General features: G+C 64.6%; 14 protein-coding genes. 10 read left to right on the forward strand and 4 right to left on the reverse strand.

All coding sequences use genetic code 11. The features are described 5' to 3' along the window. Positions 1–171 precede the first annotated feature (171 nt). Both nosZ and G4223_RS01325 read right to left on the reverse strand, forming a co-directional pair. Positions 172–2469: a Sec-dependent nitrous-oxide reductase gene (nosZ, locus tag G4223_RS01320; protein WP_163674000.1), complete on the reverse strand. Its 2298-nt coding sequence runs from the start codon at positions 2467–2469 to the stop codon at positions 172–174. Between the two features lie 573 nt (positions 2470–3042). After that, positions 3043–3384, reverse strand: a complete 342-nt coding sequence (locus G4223_RS01325; RefSeq protein WP_163674002.1) for a NifB/NifX family molybdenum-iron cluster-binding protein — start codon at positions 3382–3384, stop codon at positions 3043–3045. Between the two features lie 163 nt (positions 3385–3547). On the opposite strand from G4223_RS01325, the gene G4223_RS01330 reads away from it, so the two are divergent. From G4223_RS01330 to G4223_RS01345, 4 genes are read left to right on the forward strand one after another with little or no spacing between them, the layout of a single operon-like run. After that, the gene (locus G4223_RS01330) at positions 3548–3856 is read left to right on the forward strand and encodes a hypothetical protein (protein ID WP_163674003.1); all 309 of its coding nucleotides are present in this window, start codon (positions 3548–3550) and stop codon (positions 3854–3856) included. Beyond that, on the forward strand, positions 3853–4986 hold the full coding sequence (locus G4223_RS01335) for an ABC transporter permease (protein ID WP_163674006.1): 1134 nt from the start codon (positions 3853–3855) through the stop codon (positions 4984–4986). Before G4223_RS01330 ends, G4223_RS01335 begins: the two co-directional genes overlap by 4 nt. Next, positions 4983–5675: an ABC transporter ATP-binding protein gene (locus G4223_RS01340; protein ID WP_163674008.1), complete on the forward strand. Its 693-nt coding sequence runs from the start codon at positions 4983–4985 to the stop codon at positions 5673–5675. Before G4223_RS01335 ends, G4223_RS01340 begins: the two co-directional genes overlap by 4 nt. Further along, positions 5675–6673 carry a hypothetical protein gene (locus G4223_RS01345; protein ID WP_163674010.1) on the forward strand — a complete coding sequence of 333 codons (999 nt, stop codon included), beginning with the start codon at positions 5675–5677 and terminating at the stop codon, positions 6671–6673. Before G4223_RS01340 ends, G4223_RS01345 begins: the two co-directional genes overlap by 1 nt. Here G4223_RS01345 and G4223_RS01350 read toward each other — a convergent pair. After that, entirely contained in the window at positions 6670–6870 is a 201-nt protein-coding gene (locus tag G4223_RS01350; RefSeq protein WP_163674013.1) for a hypothetical protein, read from the reverse strand. The two genes, G4223_RS01345 and G4223_RS01350, sit on opposite strands and share 4 nt — an antisense overlap. Before the next feature lie 315 nt (positions 6871–7185). On the opposite strand from G4223_RS01350, the gene G4223_RS01355 reads away from it, so the two are divergent. Genes G4223_RS01355 through G4223_RS01365 form a run of 3 tightly spaced genes read left to right on the forward strand, consistent with a single transcriptional unit; the run spans position 7186 to position 10722 of the window. Further along, the gene (locus G4223_RS01355) at positions 7186–8454 is read left to right on the forward strand and encodes a Glu/Leu/Phe/Val family dehydrogenase (protein WP_163674014.1); all 1269 of its coding nucleotides are present in this window, start codon (positions 7186–7188) and stop codon (positions 8452–8454) included. A 59-nt stretch (positions 8455–8513) separates the two neighbouring features. Continuing rightward, positions 8514–10115 carry an ATP-binding protein gene (locus tag G4223_RS01360; RefSeq protein ID WP_163674016.1) on the forward strand — a complete coding sequence of 534 codons (1602 nt, stop codon included), beginning with the start codon at positions 8514–8516 and terminating at the stop codon, positions 10113–10115. Beyond that, positions 10108–10722 (forward strand): response regulator transcription factor, encoded by a 615-nt coding sequence (locus tag G4223_RS01365; protein WP_163674019.1) that lies wholly within the window; start codon positions 10108–10110, stop codon positions 10720–10722. The genes G4223_RS01360 and G4223_RS01365 overlap by 8 nt, the downstream gene beginning before the upstream one ends. Positions 10723–10786: 64 nt before the next feature. Here G4223_RS01365 and elbB read toward each other — a convergent pair whose 3' ends face one another. Beyond that, positions 10787–11446, reverse strand: a complete 660-nt coding sequence (elbB, locus tag G4223_RS01370; RefSeq protein WP_163674021.1) for an isoprenoid biosynthesis glyoxalase ElbB — start codon at positions 11444–11446, stop codon at positions 10787–10789. 118 nt (positions 11447–11564) lie between these two features. Here elbB and G4223_RS01375 point away from each other — a divergent pair, with 118 nt between their 5' ends. The 3 genes from G4223_RS01375 (at position 11565) to G4223_RS01385 (ending at position 15785) form a co-directional block, all read left to right on the forward strand. Further along, entirely contained in the window at positions 11565–13061 is a 1497-nt protein-coding gene (locus G4223_RS01375) for a carboxypeptidase M32 (protein ID WP_163674023.1), read from the forward strand. A gap of 64 nt (positions 13062–13125) precedes the next feature. Next, entirely contained in the window at positions 13126–14526 is a 1401-nt protein-coding gene (thrC, locus tag G4223_RS01380) for a threonine synthase (RefSeq protein WP_163674025.1), read from the forward strand. Continuing rightward, the gene (locus G4223_RS01385) at positions 14526–15785 is read left to right on the forward strand and encodes a M16 family metallopeptidase (protein WP_163674027.1); all 1260 of its coding nucleotides are present in this window, start codon (positions 14526–14528) and stop codon (positions 15783–15785) included. Before thrC ends, G4223_RS01385 begins: the two co-directional genes overlap by 1 nt. Positions 15786–15873: the final 88 nt, after the last annotated feature.

Consider the following 15873-nt stretch of genomic DNA (forward strand, 5'->3'; position numbering starts at 1 on the left):
ATTGGGATGCGGAGGAAATGGACATGGACAGCAACCTTGTTTGAAAAAAGGGGAAAGGCGGCGGCGGGAGGACGGGGGTTGGCCGTCCGCTGGGGCGGTTTCCCGCCGATCCGCGTTCCGTGACGAAAGGGACGGGGGCGGGCGAACCCGCCCCCGCCTGGGCGAAAAGGATCACTTGATCTTTTTCGCGCCGTGCTCTTCCAGATAGGTCTTGGCGCGCAGGCCGATGTCGGCCGCCTTGACCTGGTACTGCCACCACTGGCCGGCCCACAACGTGGCTTGCTGCCAGTTCTGCTGCTTCGCGAACTCGTCGGCCTTGCCCTTGGCGCTGGCGGCGAAGTTCAACTGGTCGGTGGCGTCGTCCACCAGATCGACCACCGGCTTGAAGTCCTTGTAGTTGGTGGAGGTGATGTAGCCGACCACCTGGTCGATCACCGCCTGGGTGTCCTCACAGGACTTCCACTGCTTGTCGAAGTCGGCCTTGGTGTAGGTCTGGCCTTCCTTGGCCGAGGTCGCGGAAGCGGCCGTCGCCTTGGTTCCCTTGGGCCGCACCATCAGATAGCCCTGCATTTCGAGGTGCAGCGCCGAGCAGAATTCGGTGCAGTAATAGGGATAGACGCCGGGACGGTCGGCGACGATGCGGGCCGACGCGGTCTTGCCCGGTTCCAGCGACAGGTTGATGTTGTGCGCGTTGATGGCGAAGCCGTGGGTTTCGTCCTCGGCGCGTTCGGCGTTGGTCAGATGGAAGATGACTTCGTCGCCTTCCTCGACCTCGACGATCTCGGGGGTGATGTGCGAGCGGATCAGGGTGCCGAACACCTCGACCTTACCCGGCGAGCGGTCGATGCGTTCGCTGCCCGGACGCACCGATTGCGGGTGCTTCTGTTCGGTACGTGAATCGGTGCCATAGGGATAGCGCACCGACGGCTTCAGCTTATCCTGGGAGATGGCCACCACGTAATGCGGCTCGCCCAGGGGCACCGGCATGTCGTAAAGCAGTTCCATCTTGTCGCCGCTGATGTCGATCAACTGGTGGTTCTGCGGATGCAGCGGACCCACCGGGTTGAAGCGGTCGATGGCCAGCTTGTTCAACGCCACCAGATACTTGCCCTTGGGATGGACGCTGTCGCCCTCCATGGTCATCAGGTGGCCGATGTTGTAGTGGATGGAAATCTTGTCGAGCACCTTGCCTTCGCAATAGTCGTACTTGGCGACCATGGAATCCACGTAGAGCGAGGTGTAGGCGACGCAGGGCTTGGAATCGAACTGGGTGTGAAGCGGGCCGAGGCCCAGCGGCACCTGGACGTGCAAGGCGTCCTTCATGTCGATGATCGGGATGCCGTAGGGGTCCTTGCTCGAGAACTTCTTGTCCTTGATGGCGGCCATGATCTTGTCGAAGCTGAACACCGACACCGCGCTGTCCAGCTTGCCGCCGACGATGATGTACTTGCCGTCGGGGCTGACGTCGACGCCGTGCGGGCTCTTGGATTCGGGGATCAGGAAAAGGATGCCTTCCTCGACCGCCGTCTTGATGCTGAGCACGTCGTGGCCGTTGATCTTGGTGGCCTTGCCGGCCTTGACCAGTTCAGCCGCCTTCTTCCAGTTGATGACGTGCAACAGGTCGGTGTCGTTGGCCGAACATCCGGCCTCGAACGGCGGACGGCCGCGCTCGATGCCGCCCACGTAGCGTTCGGTACAGAAGGAATTGTTGAACGACCAGCCGTCCGACGGGCCCTTGCCGGCGTCGGCCAGATCCTGGCTGTAGGGCGGCAGCTCGATCGAGAACGAGTTCTCGGGTTCGATCTTGCCTTTCTCGCGGTTGAACTTCCAATAGGTGATGGCGCCGCGGAACTTGTCGTTGAATTCCTCGAGCGGCGCGTACTTGCCGTCCAGGGGCGCCGGATACTGCGTGGTCTCGATCACGTATTCGGTGTTGGGGGTGACGAAGGCGCCGCCGTGTTCCGAGCGCATGATCGGGTTGACCACGATCTGGGTGGTCTCGAAATCATGAAGGTTGATGACGCCGATGCGCGGGTTGGCCTTGTCGTTGATGAACAGGTACTGGCCGTCGTAATCGCCGTTGGTCTCGGAAATGGCCGGGTGATGGGTGTCACCCCAGGTCAGATCCTTGCCGTCCACCTTGCCCTGGGCCAGCACTTTCTTGGATTCCTCGTCGAAACCGAAGCCTTGCCACGGTTCCGGCGTGAACACCGAGATGTACTTGTAGATGCGCATCGACGGCACGCCGTAGACGATCATCTGACCGGCCTGGCCGCCCGAGGCGAAGGCCAGGAACTCGTCGCGGCCGCCGGTCGGCGTATAGGTCTTGGCCGCCGCCATCAGGTCCTTTTGCGTCAGGTTGCGGCGTTTCATGAGTTGCTCCAGCGTCTCGGCCCCGAACGCCGTCGAGGTGAGCGAGAGGCTCAGAAGCGCGGCCGCTGCCGCCGAGCATTTCAGAAGTAAATTCATCACATAACCCCCTTCGTTAATTGGGGAATACATGCGCCCCACAATGGACAATGACTGTCCGGTGGCGGTTGCATGGGCAACAGCCGGATACGTTCATGTCATTGATGCACGAGGGGAAATGTCACACATGGGCAGGATTTGCTTCCATGACACCTGTCAATTTTCCTTTTTCTTTTTGACGGGGGTCACGTTTTCTGCCGAAGATTTTGTCGTGGGCCAAGGGAGACGCGGCAGCGACGAACCCTGGACCTGGGGTCAAGGGTGAGAACCTCCGCAGAATCTCGTTTCGTCGCTGCCGGCATCCCTCTCCGGGCTTGAACCGCCCCGTGGTCAAGTCCGGCGACCTGGCTTCGGTGAAGTGTACGGAGTCCGTGCCTTGTCGGGCGGCGGTGGGGGACGGCGCCCGTTGGCCATCGTTCGGCAAGCCGGGACAGGGGAAGGTATGTCGCCTGCCGAAGCGATGGCCGGGGGAGGGGACGGGCGCCGCCTTTCTTCCGACCGGAAGCCAAGGAGATCATGGGCGCCGCCGCCGCCCGGAACCATGACAGGTGTCAATATTGGACGTTTTTTGAATCAATGGTCGTGCGGCGGCAGGCGGTCCAGGGTGCCGGCCATGAAGGCCACGACCGCCGCCGCCGGGTCCGTGGCGTCGGTGATCACCGTTTCGACGCCGCGGCGGGTCATGGCGGCGACGAAATTGGCACCGGCGCTGCCGACGATGATGGCGTCCATGCTGTCCAGAGGATGGGGGGCGTCGGCGGACCAGTTGTGGATGGTCTGTTCGGCGGGCAGTTGCAGCCGCCCGATCTGTTCTGGAATCTGGCCGGACTGAGCCTCGTAGACGATGAAGGACCGCGTCTTGCCGGCATGACCGGTGACGGTCAGGAGGTTCTGGCTGGCGACTGCAATACGCATGCGGGGATTCCTTGCGAGATTACGGAAGTTTGTTCCTCTTATTCGGGGTTTCCCTGATGTCGGCCATGATATTTCTTATTTTCCATGAAATTGACGGCCGTCAATGACACTGGGCATTTGCTTCGCCGATCCTGACGTGGACTTTGTTTCTCGGCGGCCTGTCATGAACAAACACCTACGTTTGTCGACGACGTCTCTGTCGGTTCTGGCCGTCGCCCTGGCAGCGGCCTTGGCGACATTGGTGGACGCCGCCCTTCGTTTCGATTCCGAGGCGCTGGCGCGTCGGAACCGGGCGGCATTGGCCGAGACCTTGCAGCTTTCCGACCTCAGCCTGTTCACCGAGGCGCGCTATACCCGCCATCCGGCGCTGGCCGACCTGCATTCGGCGTTCCAGGACCATCCCGCCGCCCTCGATCATTTCCCCTCGGCCGCCTGGATGCCGCCGACCCGCTGGCACGAGAAACAGCCATGAACCATTTTTTCGCCCGTCATCTCTATCTGGTGGACTTCACCGTCGCCTCGCTCGGCCGTCGCCGGGGACGCAATCTCGGGCTGTTTGCGGTCTATGTGCTGTTGGTGTTCGTGCTGGCCTCGGTGTCGCTGATGACCCACGGTTTGCGGCGCGAGGCCCAGGCGATCCTGGAATCCAGCCCGGAAATCGTCGTCCAGCGCATGATCGCCGGCCGCAACGATCCGGTACCGACCGGCGCCGTCGCCGCCATCACCGGCATTCGCGGTGTACGCGCGGTTCAAGGGCGGTTGTGGGGGTATTATTACGACGCCGGCATGCGGGCCAACTACACCCTGATGGTGCCGCCCGACCGTCCGGTGGAATCCGGTGCGGTGGTGATCGGCGGTGGCATCGCCCGGCTGCGCCAGTTGGATACCGGCGACATCGTGCATTTCATGGCTCCCGATGGCCGTATCGTTCGTTTCACCGTGTCGGGCACGCTGGACAGCGCTTCGGAACTGGTCTCGGCCGATCTGGTGTTGATGAACGAAGGCGATTTCCGCGCGTTCTTCGGTTTTCCGGCCGACCGTTTCACCGACGTGGTGGCGTCGGTGCGCAACCCGCGTGAGGTGGGGACGGTGGCGTCCAAGATCGCCCTGGCCTTGCCCGAGGCCCGCGTGGTCACCCGAGCCGACATGCTGCGCACCTACGAAGCCTTGTTCGACTGGCGCGGCGGCATGGTGGCGGTGGTGCTGTCGGGGGCGGTTCTGGCCTTCGTCATCCTGGCCTGGGACAAGGCGGCCGGCCTGTCGGCGGACGAACGGCGCGAGATCGGTGTGCTCAAGGCCATCGGCTGGGAAACCTCGGACGTCATCGCCGTCAAGTTCTGGGAGGGGGCGCTGGTATCGCTGCTCGCCTTTCTGGCCGGCTACGTCTTGGCCTACGGACATGTGTTCTATTTCTCGGGGGCGCTGTTCGAGCCCGCGCTCAAGGGCTGGGCGATCCTTTATCCCCGGTTCCGTCTGGTGCCCGAGATCAACGGCCAGCAGGTGGCCACCATCTTCTTCTTCACCGTGGTGCCCTATACGCTGGCCACCATCTTTCCCATCTGGCGGGCGGCGACCATCGACCCCGACACGGTGATGCGATGACCGATACGGTACTGATCTCGCTCAAGAAGGTCTCGAAAATTCACAACGAGGGCCGGCCCAACGAGGTCCAGGCGGTGGTGGGAATCGACCTGGACATCGCGCGTGGCAAGGTCACCGTGCTGCGCGGGGCCAGCGGTTCGGGCAAGACCACGCTGTTGACGGTGATCGGCTGTCTGGCGCGGCCCAGTTCCGGGCGTGTCGCCCTTGACGGTCGCGACATCTCGGGCATGCCGGAGCGGTTCCTGACCCGCATCCGCCAGGAAACCTTCGGCTTCGTGTTCCAAGGCTTCAACCTGTTGCGCGGCATGAGCGCGCTCGACAACATCATGCTGCCCGCTTATCCCCAGGCGCCGCCGCACCGTTGGCTGCGTCGGCGGGCGCTCGACCTGCTGTCCATGCTGCGGCTGGAACACCGCGCCGACACCCCGGTCGAGATGCTGTCGGGCGGCGAGGCCCAGCGCACCGCCATCGCCCGCGCCCTGGTCAACGACCCGCCGATCCTGATCGCCGACGAGCCCACCGCCAACCTGGACACCGCCTTGACGCGCGAGTTCCTGGGCATCGCCGAGACCCTGAAGGCCCAGGGCAAGACGCTGATCCTGACCAGCCATGACCCCCGCGTGTTCGAGGCCGGCATGGTCGACCATGTGGTCACCTTGCGCGACGGCCGTGTCGAGGAGCGGCGCTGATGCTGTTCCACCCGACGATCATGGCGTTGTTGCTGTGGTCGGCGGCGGCGGTGGCCGGCGTCGCGGTGGCTGCGGCCTATGGCTGGACCATCCTGATGGAATGGAATCCGGCCAGCGGTTCCGCCCGGCAACTGGTGCTCGAACGGCGAACCTATCTGGTTTCGACCCTGATGGCGGTGGTGCTGTGGGGCGAGGTGCTGTCGTTGTGGCTGTTCGTCTATAACGCCGACGCCATGGCGGTGATGTTCGTCGGCGCCATGTGCGCGGTGGGCAGCCTGAACGCCGATCCTTATGGCTTTCCGGCGCTGATCGCCAAGATCGCGCTGTTCTTCCTGGCGGTGGTGTGGCTTCAGGTGAACCGGGCCGACAACCAGGGCTGGGATTATCCGCTGGTGCGGGTGAAATACGCGCTGTTGCTGATCCTGGTGCCGGCGGTGGTGCTGTCTGCCGGATTGCAATACGCCTATTTCTCGGGATTGCGCGCCGACGTCCTGACCTCGTGTTGCAGCAAGCTGTTCGAGGTGGACCGCGAGGGCGTGGGGGCGGACATGTCCTCGCTGGCGCCGATGCCGGCGCTGGTGCTGTTGTATGGCGGGTTGGGGCTGACCCTGCTGCTGTCGGTGTGGACATGGCGGCGGCCGGTGCTGTCGGCCGCCTTGGCGCCGGTGGCGGCGGCGGTGTTCGTGGCGGTGATGGTGTCGGTGGTGTCGGTGGTGTCGACCTATGTCTACGCCCAACCCCAGCACCATTGCCCGTTCTGTCTGTTGAAGCCGGAATACGGCTATGTCGGCTATGCTCTTTACCTGCCGCTGTTCGTCGGCACGGCGCTGGCCGTTTCCTCGTGGCCGGTCCACCACTTCCGTCGCGCCGCCAGCCTGGCCCAGGCGGCACCGGCCATGACGCGGTCCATGGCGTGGGTCGCGGCCGCTTGCTATGTGGCGGTGGCCGTGGTCTGCACCTGGATCATCGCCGCCTCGGAACTCTACTACTTCCGCTAAACCGTCCGTTCGATCAGCGACAGCACCCGCAACGCCGTGGCGTGTTCGCGCCAGCGGGCGGCGGTTTCCAATGCCGCGACCCGTTCGCGGAGCATGGCGGTCGCCGCGCTGCCATGACGGTCCACCATCTCGCGCGCCGTGCGCTCGATATCTTCGGTGGTGGGGCGTTGTGTTTCGTCGCTTAAAAACGGCAGCAAATTCGATGCCCTCGGATGTGTTATCTATAAACATTCAAAATGCGCAACACGGGATGCTTGGGTCAACCCCCGGATTCTCAGGATATATCAAAGTCAGATGCGTTTAGTTTTGCTGATAAATCCAGGAAAACCGCGCTGTCGGATGCTTTTGTCGGGAAGTCAATAACTTGTTTTCCGTAGAATCACGGTATTCTTGATCTGGCCTGCAAGGTCGTAGATTGCACCGAATCTTCGGTAGCACGATTCACGCGGCCATCTTGGAGCACTTCAAGCTTGGTGGAAGGAGCGTCGCCGGAAGCACGGAAGGAGAGATTGATGACCGGATTGGCAATGCTGTCCAATGCCCTTACCCGCCTTGACGAGGCGGCTCGTCACCTGACGGTCGACCAGGAGGTTCTGGAGAAGCTGCGCTTCCCCAAGGAGACCCTGTCTTCCCGTCTGACCATCCGCATGGACGACGGTTCGCGCCGGTCGTTCGTGGCGTGGCGATGCCGCTATGACGATACGCGCGGTCCCACCAAGGGCGGCATCCGCTTCCATCCCGCCTCGACGGTGGACGAAGTGGCGACGCTGGCGTTCTGGATGACGTTCAAATGCGCGGTGATGAACCTGCCCTATGGTGGCGGCAAGGGCGCGGTCCAGGTGGACCCGCGCGGCCTGTCGCGGACCGAGTTGGAACGGCTGTCGCGCGCCTATGTCCAGGCCTTCGCCAGCATGATCGGCCCCGACCGCGACATTCCGGCGCCCGACGTCTACACCAATTCCATGATCATGGGCTGGATGGCCGACGAATACAGTTCGATGGTTCATCAGCCCAGCCCGGCGGTCATCACCGGCAAGCCCATCCCGCTGGGGGGCTCGTTGGGGCGTGACGACGCCACCGCCCGTGGCGGCTATTACCTGCTCAAGCATCTTGAGACCGAGTTGGGTCTGGCTTCGTCGGCCAAGCGGGTGGTGGTCCAGGGCTTCGGCAACGCCGGTGTCCACATCGCCAACCTGTTGCACGCCGACGGTTACAAGATCGTCGGCATCTCGGATTCGCGCGGTGCCATTCACGCCGCCGACGGTCTTGATCCCCATGCGGTGCTTGAAGCCAAGAACGCCCAGGGTTCGGTCGTCGCCTTCGCCGAGCAGGGGCGTGCCGTCAGTCTGTCGCCCGACGAGTTGCTGTCCATCGATTGCGATGTCCTGGTGCCGGCCGCCCTGGAGGACCAGATCCATTCCGGCAACGCCGACCTGATTCGCGCCAAGGTGCTGTTGGAACTGGCCAACGGTCCGGTCACCAAGGAAGCCGACGCCATCCTTGCCGCCAAGGGGATCGTCGTGCTACCGGACATTCTGGCCAATGCCGGCGGCGTCACCGTCTCTTATTTCGAGTGGGTGCAGAACCGCCAGGGCTATTACTGGACGGTCGAGGAGGTGCACCAGCGTCTCAGGTCGATCATGGAGGCCGAAGGGCGCCATGTTTGGAACATCCAGCAGGAAAAGAAGGTGACCATGCGCACGGCCGCCTATGTCCACGCGTTGCGGCGCCTGTCGGACGCCATCGCGGCCCACGGCACCCAGGATTACTTCAACAACTAAACGTGCGGTCGGCGAGGCGGGGTGCGCCGCCTCGCCGGCGCATGAACGGAGGCGACGGGGTGCGACGGTTCGCGATCGGCGGAAGGATGTTTCCCGTCGCCTTCCTTGCCGTCTATCTGGCGCTGGATTGGGCGACCTTCATCCACCAGGCGCCGGCCATCAACATCACGCCGTGGAACCCGCCGGCGGGGCTCTACATGGCCTTGCTGTTGCTTCGGCCGCGCGGGGCGCTGGCCCCGATCCTGACCTTCGTCGCGCTGATGGCCGGGGACGTGGTGGTGCGCGGAATGCCGGCGCCGTTGCCGGTTCTGGTGGTGGCCAACGTGTTGGTGCTGGGCGCCTATGCGGTCGGTTCCCTGGTCCTTGTCCGGCGTTTCGCCGTCAGTCCCGCGCTCGATCGCCTGTCGGACATGGTCTGGCTGGTGGTGGTGGTGCCGGTGGCGGCGGTGGCGGCGTCGGCCGGTTTCACCATTCCCTATGCGGTGGCCGGTTTTCTGGAATGGAGCGCATTCCCCTCGGTGGCCGTGCAATATTGGGTGGGCGACGTGATCGCCATCCTGACGGTGACACCGTTTCTGCTGTTGCATCGGCGCGGCATGCCGCATGACGGTCCGCGTCGGGGACGGCTTGAGGCGCTGGCTCAGGCGGCGGCGGTGGTGGCGGCCTTGGCGCTGACCTTCAACCCGTTGGTTCCCGATCCGTCGAAAATTCTTTACGTACTGTTTCCGCCCATCATCTGGGTGGCCATGCGCCGTGGCGTGGCGGCGGCCACGGTGGCGGTGCTGGTGACCCAGGTGGGGGTGGTGTTGGGTCTGCTGGCGGTGTCGGGCCATTGGCGCGACCTGACCTATTACCAGGCGGTGATGGTCGCCCTGGCGGCCACCGGCCTGTTGGTGGGGGCGGTGGTCAGCGAGCGGTGGCGGCTCGAGGCGCGGTTGAGCGAGCGCCAGGCCGAACTGGCCCGCGTCGCCCGGCTTAGCCTGATCGGCGAAATGGCGTCCAGTCTGGCGCACGAGTTGAACCAGCCCTTGTTCACCACCATCGGCTACACCCGTTCCAGCCTGCAATTGTTGCTGCGCGGGGGAGAGCGCGATGCCGTGGTCGACCTGATGGAGCGTGCCGCGCGCGAGGCCGAACGCGCCGCCCAGGTGCTGTCCCGCATCCGTGGCTTCCTGCGCCAGGACGGCATGCCGGCGGCGGTCAACCTTGCCGGTGCGGTCGCGGACATGTTGGCGCTGGCCCGTCCCGACGCCAACCGCCATGGCATCGCCGTGGTTGCCGATCTGCCCCAGGATTTGCCGCGGGTGTGGATGGACCGGGTTCAGCTTGATCAGGTTCTGCTCAACCTTCTGCGCAACAGCGTCGATGCCCTGGCGGCGCGGCCGGGCAATGGCGGTGCCGGGGGGGAAATCCGGCTTTCGGCGCGGCCGGTGGACGGAAAGGTCGAAGTGTCGGTGGCCGACAACGGTCCCGGCGTGCCCGAGGACAAGGTCGGCCCCCTGTTCGACCTGTTCTTCACCACCAAGCCGTCGGGCATGGGGTTGGGCCTGCCCATCTGCCGCTCGATCGTCGAGGCTCATGGCGGGCGGCTGTGGCTGGCCGCCAACACCTCGGGCGGCGCCTGTTTCTCCTTCACGGTTCCTGCGGTGGAAAATGTCTGATCCCACAGTGTTCATCGTCGATGACGACGCGGCCGTCCGCCATTGCATGTCGGTGATGTGCGACCTGGCCGGTTTGCGATGCGAAACCTTCGCCGACGCCGAAAGCTTCATGGCCGGCTATCGGCCGAACCGTCCGGGGTGTCTGGTGGTGGATCAGCGCATGCCGGGGATGAGCGGGCTGGAATTGCTGGATTGGATGGGGCGCCAGGACGCTCCCTTGCCGGTGATCGTCATCACCGGCCATGGCGAAGTGCCGGTGGCGGTCACCGCTTTTCGCGGCGGCGCCTGGGATTTTTTGGAAAAGCCCTTCCCCGAAACGTATTTCCTTGAACGTGTGCGCGCCGCCTTCGCCCATGATGCCGAGAGTCGTCAGCGGGCCGGGGAACAAGCCGACGTGTTCGCCCGCTATCGCCGCCTTAGCCGGCGCGAGCGGGCGGTGATGGAACTGCTGGTTCAGGGCCTGGCCAACAAGTTGATCGCCGCCGAGCTGGACATCGGCATCCGCACGGTGGAAAGCCACCGTGCCAACGTGCTGAAGAAGATGGGCGCGCCCAGCCTGTCCGAGCTGACGCGCCTGCATCTCAGGTTGAACGGCAAGGACGTATGATGCCGGTACTGCGAATTTCCGACCAAAGGTCGGGAATTTCTGAAACGAGTATGACGCAGATGGTTCAGGGGCGTGCCATCTCGACCAGCTTGGTCACCACCGCCTGGGCTCCGTCGGCGATCTGGCCGATGGTGGCGTCCAGCATGTAGCACGGCGTGGTCACCACCTTGGCCGCCTTGTCCACCGCCAGTTCGGCGTGGCTGCGCGTCACATGGCGGGCGCCCATGGTTTCCAGGGCGCCGGCGGTGCCGGCGTCGCTGCCGATAGTCAGCTCGACCCCGTCCAGCACGCGGGCCAGGATGGCCGGGGCGATGCACAAGGCACCGATCGGCTTGGATGCCGCGTGCATGGCCCGGATCGCCTTTTCCACATCCGGGTTGACGGTGCAGTTGGGGCCGTCCACGGCAAAGCTGCACAGGTTCTTGGCGGCGCCGAAACCGCCGGGGAACACCAGCGCGTCGAAATCGGCGGCGTCGAACAGGCTGAGCGGCTTGATGGCGCCGCGGGCGATGCGGGCGGCCTCGACCAGCACGTTACGGCTTTCGCCGCTGGGCTGGCCGGTCAGGTGGTTGACCACATGCATCTGGGCGACGTCGGGGGCGAAGCATTGATAGCTGCCGCCCGAACGGTCGATGGCCAACAAGGTCATCACCGCTTCGTGGATTTCGGCGCCGTCATAGACGCCGCAGCCGGACAGCACCACGGCGAAACGGGGCTTGGTCATGGCGGGTGTTTCCTCCGTCCTGGGGTTTGGCCGCCACAATAGCCTGGAAAAGCGTTGTCCACCACCCGCCGGCCTGTTCTAAGCTGGTGGCCGTCGCACCGGAGAAAAGGAAGAGGGCATGGCCGCACAGGGCGCCTATGGACGATTGGAAGCGATCTTCGGCAAAAGCTCGATCCTGGGCGACGCGCTGGCCATGCTGCAATGGGACATGGCGGCGATGATGCCGGAAGGCGGGGCCGAGGCCCGCGCCGACCAGATGGCGTTGCTTCAGACCCTGGCGCACGAGACCGTCACCGCCCCGGAAATCCCCGATCTTCTGGTCCGCGCCGAGGGCGAGGTGGGCGATTCCTGGGAAAAGGCCAATTTGCACGAGATGCGGCGTCAGTGGGTGCATGCGGCGGCCGTGCCCGCCGATCTGGTCGAGGCGTTGGCCAAGGCGGAAAGCACTTGCGAGATGGTGTGGCGCAAGGCCCGTGCCGAGGCCGACTTCGCCCAGGTTCTGCCCAGCCTGCGCACGGTTCTTGCCCTGGTACGCGAGACCGGCCAGGCCAAGGCCGAGGCGCTGGGGGTCGGCATCTACGACGCGCTTTTGGATCAATACGAACCCGATGGCCGCTCGGCGGAAATCGACGTGGTGTTCGCCGATCTTGAAAGCTTCCTTCCCGCTTTCATCGCTCAGGCACTGGAGGCGCAGGCCCGGCGGCCGGCACCGCGTCTGCCGTCCGGTCCCTTCGCCACCGAAAGCCAGCGTCGGTTGGGGCACGAGGTGATGGCGGCGCTGGGCTTCGACTTTCAGCGGGGGCGCCTGGACACCAGTCTGCATCCGTTCTGCGGCGGCACCCCCGACGACACCCGCATCACCACCCGCTACGACGAAGCCGACTTCACCTCGGCGCTGATGGGGGTGATCCACGAGACCGGACACGCGCTTTATGAATTCGGCCTGCCGGGGGGACGCTGGCGCCACCAGCCGGTGGGGCGTGCGCGCGGCATGCAGATGCACGAAAGCCAAAGCCTGATCATGGAGATGCAGGCCTGCCGCTCGCCCGAATTCTGGGCCTGGGCGGCGCCGCGTCTGGCGGCGGCGTTCGGCGGAAAGGGGGACGAATGGTCGGCCGACAACCTGTACCGGCTGGGCCTCAAGGTCGAACGCGGCTTCATCCGCGTCGATGCCGACGAAGTCACCTATCCCGCCCATGTCATCATCCGCTATCGCTTGGAAAAGGCGCTGGTCGAGGGACGGATGGAATTGTCCGACCTGCCTGCCGCCTGGAACGACGGTTATGCCCGGCTGTTGGGCATCACGCCGCCCGACGACCGGCTGGGCTGTCTTCAGGACATTCACTGGTTCGGCGGGTCGTGGGGCTATTTCCCCACCTACACCCTGGGGGCCATGACGGCGGCGCAATTGTTCGACGCCGCCACCCAGGCCGACGGCAACATCCTGCCGGGGATCGGGCGCGGCGATTTCGCGCCGCTGCGCGGCTGGCTGGGTGCCAACGTCCATGCCAAGGGAAGTTCGCTGTCCACCCGCGAATTGCTGGTCCAAGCCACCGGCCGTCCGCTCGACGCCAAGGTGTTCGAAGCCCATCTCAGGCGGCGTTATCTCGCCTGATTCCTTGCCCGATGGCGGCTAGATGGTTAGTGTACCGGCAATTTTGCGCTGGAGTTCTGGTTCCGTGAAGTATGTCAGCACAAGGGGTGCCGCCCCGGTTCTCGATTTCGACGACGTCTTGTTGGCCGGTCTGGCCCGTGACGGTGGCCTTTACGTGCCGGAAAGCTGGCCGACCTTCACCTTGGACCAGATTCGCGCGCTTCGCGGCCTGCCCTATGACCAACTGGCCGCCAAGGTGATGGCGCCGTTCGTCGCCGGCTGCATGAGCGAGGACGAACTGGCCGCCATGGTGGCCGACGCCTACAAGGGGTTCACCCATCCGGCGGTGGCGCCGCTGAAGCAGATCGGCCCCAATCAATGGGTGTGCGAGCTGTTCCACGGCCCGACCTTGGCGTTCAAGGACTACGCCCTGCAACTGGTCGGCCGGTTGTTCGACCATGTGCTGAAGAAGAAGGGGCAGCGGGTGCTGATCGTCGGCGCCACCTCGGGCGACACCGGTTCGGCGGCGATCGAGGCTTGCCGCGATCGTGACGCGGTGGACATCGTCATCCTGCATCCCAAGGGCCGCACCTCGGACGTGCAGCGCCGCCAGATGACCACCATCCTGTCGGCCAATGTCCGCAATCTGGCGGTCGAGGGCACGTTCGACGATTGTCAGGACATGGTCAAGGCGCTGTTCAACGATCATTCCTTCCGTGACGAATTCAACCTGTCGGCGGTCAATTCCATCAACTGGGCCCGTGTCATGGCCCAGGTGGCGTATTACTTCGCCTCGGCCGTTGCCTTGGGCGCGCCCGACGTGTCCGTCAGCTTCAGCGTACCCACCGGCAATTTCGGCAACGTCTTCGCCGGCTACGTGGCGCGGCAGATGGGCCTGCCCATCGACCGGCTGGTGGTGGGGTCGAACACCAACGACATCCTGACCCGTTTCTTCGAAACCGGTCGGATGACCGCTAACGGCGTGGTGCCGACCCTGTCGCCCAGCATGGATATCCAGGTGTCGTCCAATTTCGAGCGCCTGATGTTCGATTACGTCGGGCGCGAGGGCGCGGCGGTGCAAAAGCTGATGGACGAGTTCCGCAAGACCGGCGTGATGAGCATGCCCCAGGGCGCCTTCGCCGCCATGTGCGAGCTGTTCGAAGGCCACCGCTTCGATGACACCGCCACGCTTGGGCTGATGCGCGACATCCAGGCCCGCACCGGCGAAAGCCTGGACCCCCATTCGGCCATCGGGGCCGGTGCCGGACTCAAGGCGATTCTTCGGGCCGACAGCCCCATGGTGGCGTTGGCCACCGCCCATCCGGCCAAGTTCCCCGACGCGGTGGAAAAAGCCACCGGGACGCGGCCGGCGCTTCCGCCCCATCTGGCCGATCTGTTCGACCGGCCCGAGCGTTATGACGTCGTCGCCAACGATCTGGGCGCCGTCCGTGATTACGTATCCGCTTTCGTCAAGGGGCGCCGTTGATGCAAATCCGCGAAACCCGGCTCGCTTCGGGCCTGCGCGTGGTCAGCGATCCCATGGCGACCGTGGAAAGCGCGTCGCTGGGGGTATGGGTGGACGCCGGAACCCGGCATGAACCGCCCGAGATCAACGGCATCTCGCATCTTTTGGAACACATGGCGTTCAAGGGCACCGAACGCCGGACCGCGCGCGACATCGCCGAGGAAATGGACGCGGTCGGCGGTCACCTCAACGCCTATACCGCGCGCGACCACACCGCCTATTACGCCAAGGTGCTGAAGGAAGATTCCGGTCTGGCGCTGGATATCGTCGCCGATATTCTCCAGCACTCGACCCTGGATGCCGAGGAACTGGCCCGCGAACAGGACGTGGTGGTTCAGGAAATCGGCCAGGCCAACGACACTCCAGACGACATCATCTTCGACCATTTCCAGGCCACCGCCTATCCCGCGCAACCGCTGGGCCGCCCGGTGCTGGGAACCGAGGATCTGGTGCGCGGCATGGACCGCGACACCATCCTGTCCTACATGGGGACGCATTATTCGGCGCCGCGCATGGTGCTGGCGGCGGCCGGACGGGTCGACCATGACGCCCTGGTGGCCGAGGCCGAGCGCGCCTTCGCCAAGCTTTCCACCCAACCCGACGTCAAGCCCGAGACGGCGGCCTATGTGGGCGGCGATTACCGCGAAGATCGCGACATCGAACAGGTCAACCTGGTGCTCGGTTTCGACGGCGTGTCCTACGAAGACCCCGACTACTACACCGCGTCGGTGCTTTCCACCCTGTTGGGCGGCGGCATGTCGAGCCGCCTGTTCCAGGAAGTGCGGGAAAAGCGCGGTCTGGTCTATTCCATCTATTCCTTCACCTCGTCCTATGGCGACGGCGGCTTGTTCGGCATCTACGCCGGCACCGGCGAGGACGAAGCGGCGGAACTGGTGCCGGTGATGTGCGACGAGGTGGTCAAGGTGGTGGGCGGCGTCACCGAGGCCGAACTGCACCGCGCCCGTGCCCAGCTCAAGGCGTCGATCCTGATGAGCCTGGAAAGCACGTCGTCGCGCTGCGAACAGGTGGCGCGCCAGATCCTGGTCTATGGCCGGGCCATCCCCACCGCCGAAGTGGTGGCCAAGGTCGAGGCCGTGGACAATGCCGAGATCATGCGCGTCGCCCGCCGCCTGTTCTCGACCACGCCCACCGTGGCGGCCATCGGACCGCTGTCCAAGGTGGAAGGCTATGAGCGCATGGTTGAACGGCTGAAGCTGTAAGACGTGCCTAACGGTGTGGCCCCCTGGCGTCCTCAAGGGACGCCAGGACGAAATCGGCGCGTTGCGCTGTCGTCGTTTTCGGGAGTGT

Origin of the sequence: Magnetospirillum aberrantis SpK (genome assembly GCF_011022235.1) — a bacterium.
GTDB classification, from domain to species: domain Bacteria; phylum Pseudomonadota; class Alphaproteobacteria; order Rhodospirillales; family Magnetospirillaceae; genus Magnetospirillum; species Magnetospirillum aberrantis.

Excerpts from the sequence above, each read along its gene's own strand:
- nosZ (WP_163674000.1), bottom strand. The coding sequence starts at position 2,469 with ATGAATTTACTTCTGAAATGCTCGGCGGCAGCGGCCGCGCTTCTGAGC.
- G4223_RS01325 (WP_163674002.1), bottom strand. The coding sequence starts at position 3,384 with ATGCGTATTGCAGTCGCCAGCCAGAACCTCCTGACCGTCACCGGTCAT.
- G4223_RS01330 (WP_163674003.1), top strand. The coding sequence starts at position 3,548 with ATGAACAAACACCTACGTTTGTCGACGACGTCTCTGTCGGTTCTGGCC.
- G4223_RS01335 (WP_163674006.1), top strand. The coding sequence starts at position 3,853 with ATGAACCATTTTTTCGCCCGTCATCTCTATCTGGTGGACTTCACCGTC.
- G4223_RS01340 (WP_163674008.1), top strand. The coding sequence starts at position 4,983 with ATGACCGATACGGTACTGATCTCGCTCAAGAAGGTCTCGAAAATTCAC.
- G4223_RS01345 (WP_163674010.1), top strand. The coding sequence starts at position 5,675 with ATGCTGTTCCACCCGACGATCATGGCGTTGTTGCTGTGGTCGGCGGCG.
- G4223_RS01355 (WP_163674014.1), top strand. The coding sequence starts at position 7,186 with ATGACCGGATTGGCAATGCTGTCCAATGCCCTTACCCGCCTTGACGAG.
- G4223_RS01365 (WP_163674019.1), top strand. The coding sequence starts at position 10,108 with ATGTCTGATCCCACAGTGTTCATCGTCGATGACGACGCGGCCGTCCGC.
- elbB (WP_163674021.1), bottom strand. The coding sequence starts at position 11,446 with ATGACCAAGCCCCGTTTCGCCGTGGTGCTGTCCGGCTGCGGCGTCTAT.
- G4223_RS01375 (WP_163674023.1), top strand. The coding sequence starts at position 11,565 with ATGGCCGCACAGGGCGCCTATGGACGATTGGAAGCGATCTTCGGCAAA.
- G4223_RS01385 (WP_163674027.1), top strand. The coding sequence starts at position 14,526 with ATGCAAATCCGCGAAACCCGGCTCGCTTCGGGCCTGCGCGTGGTCAGC.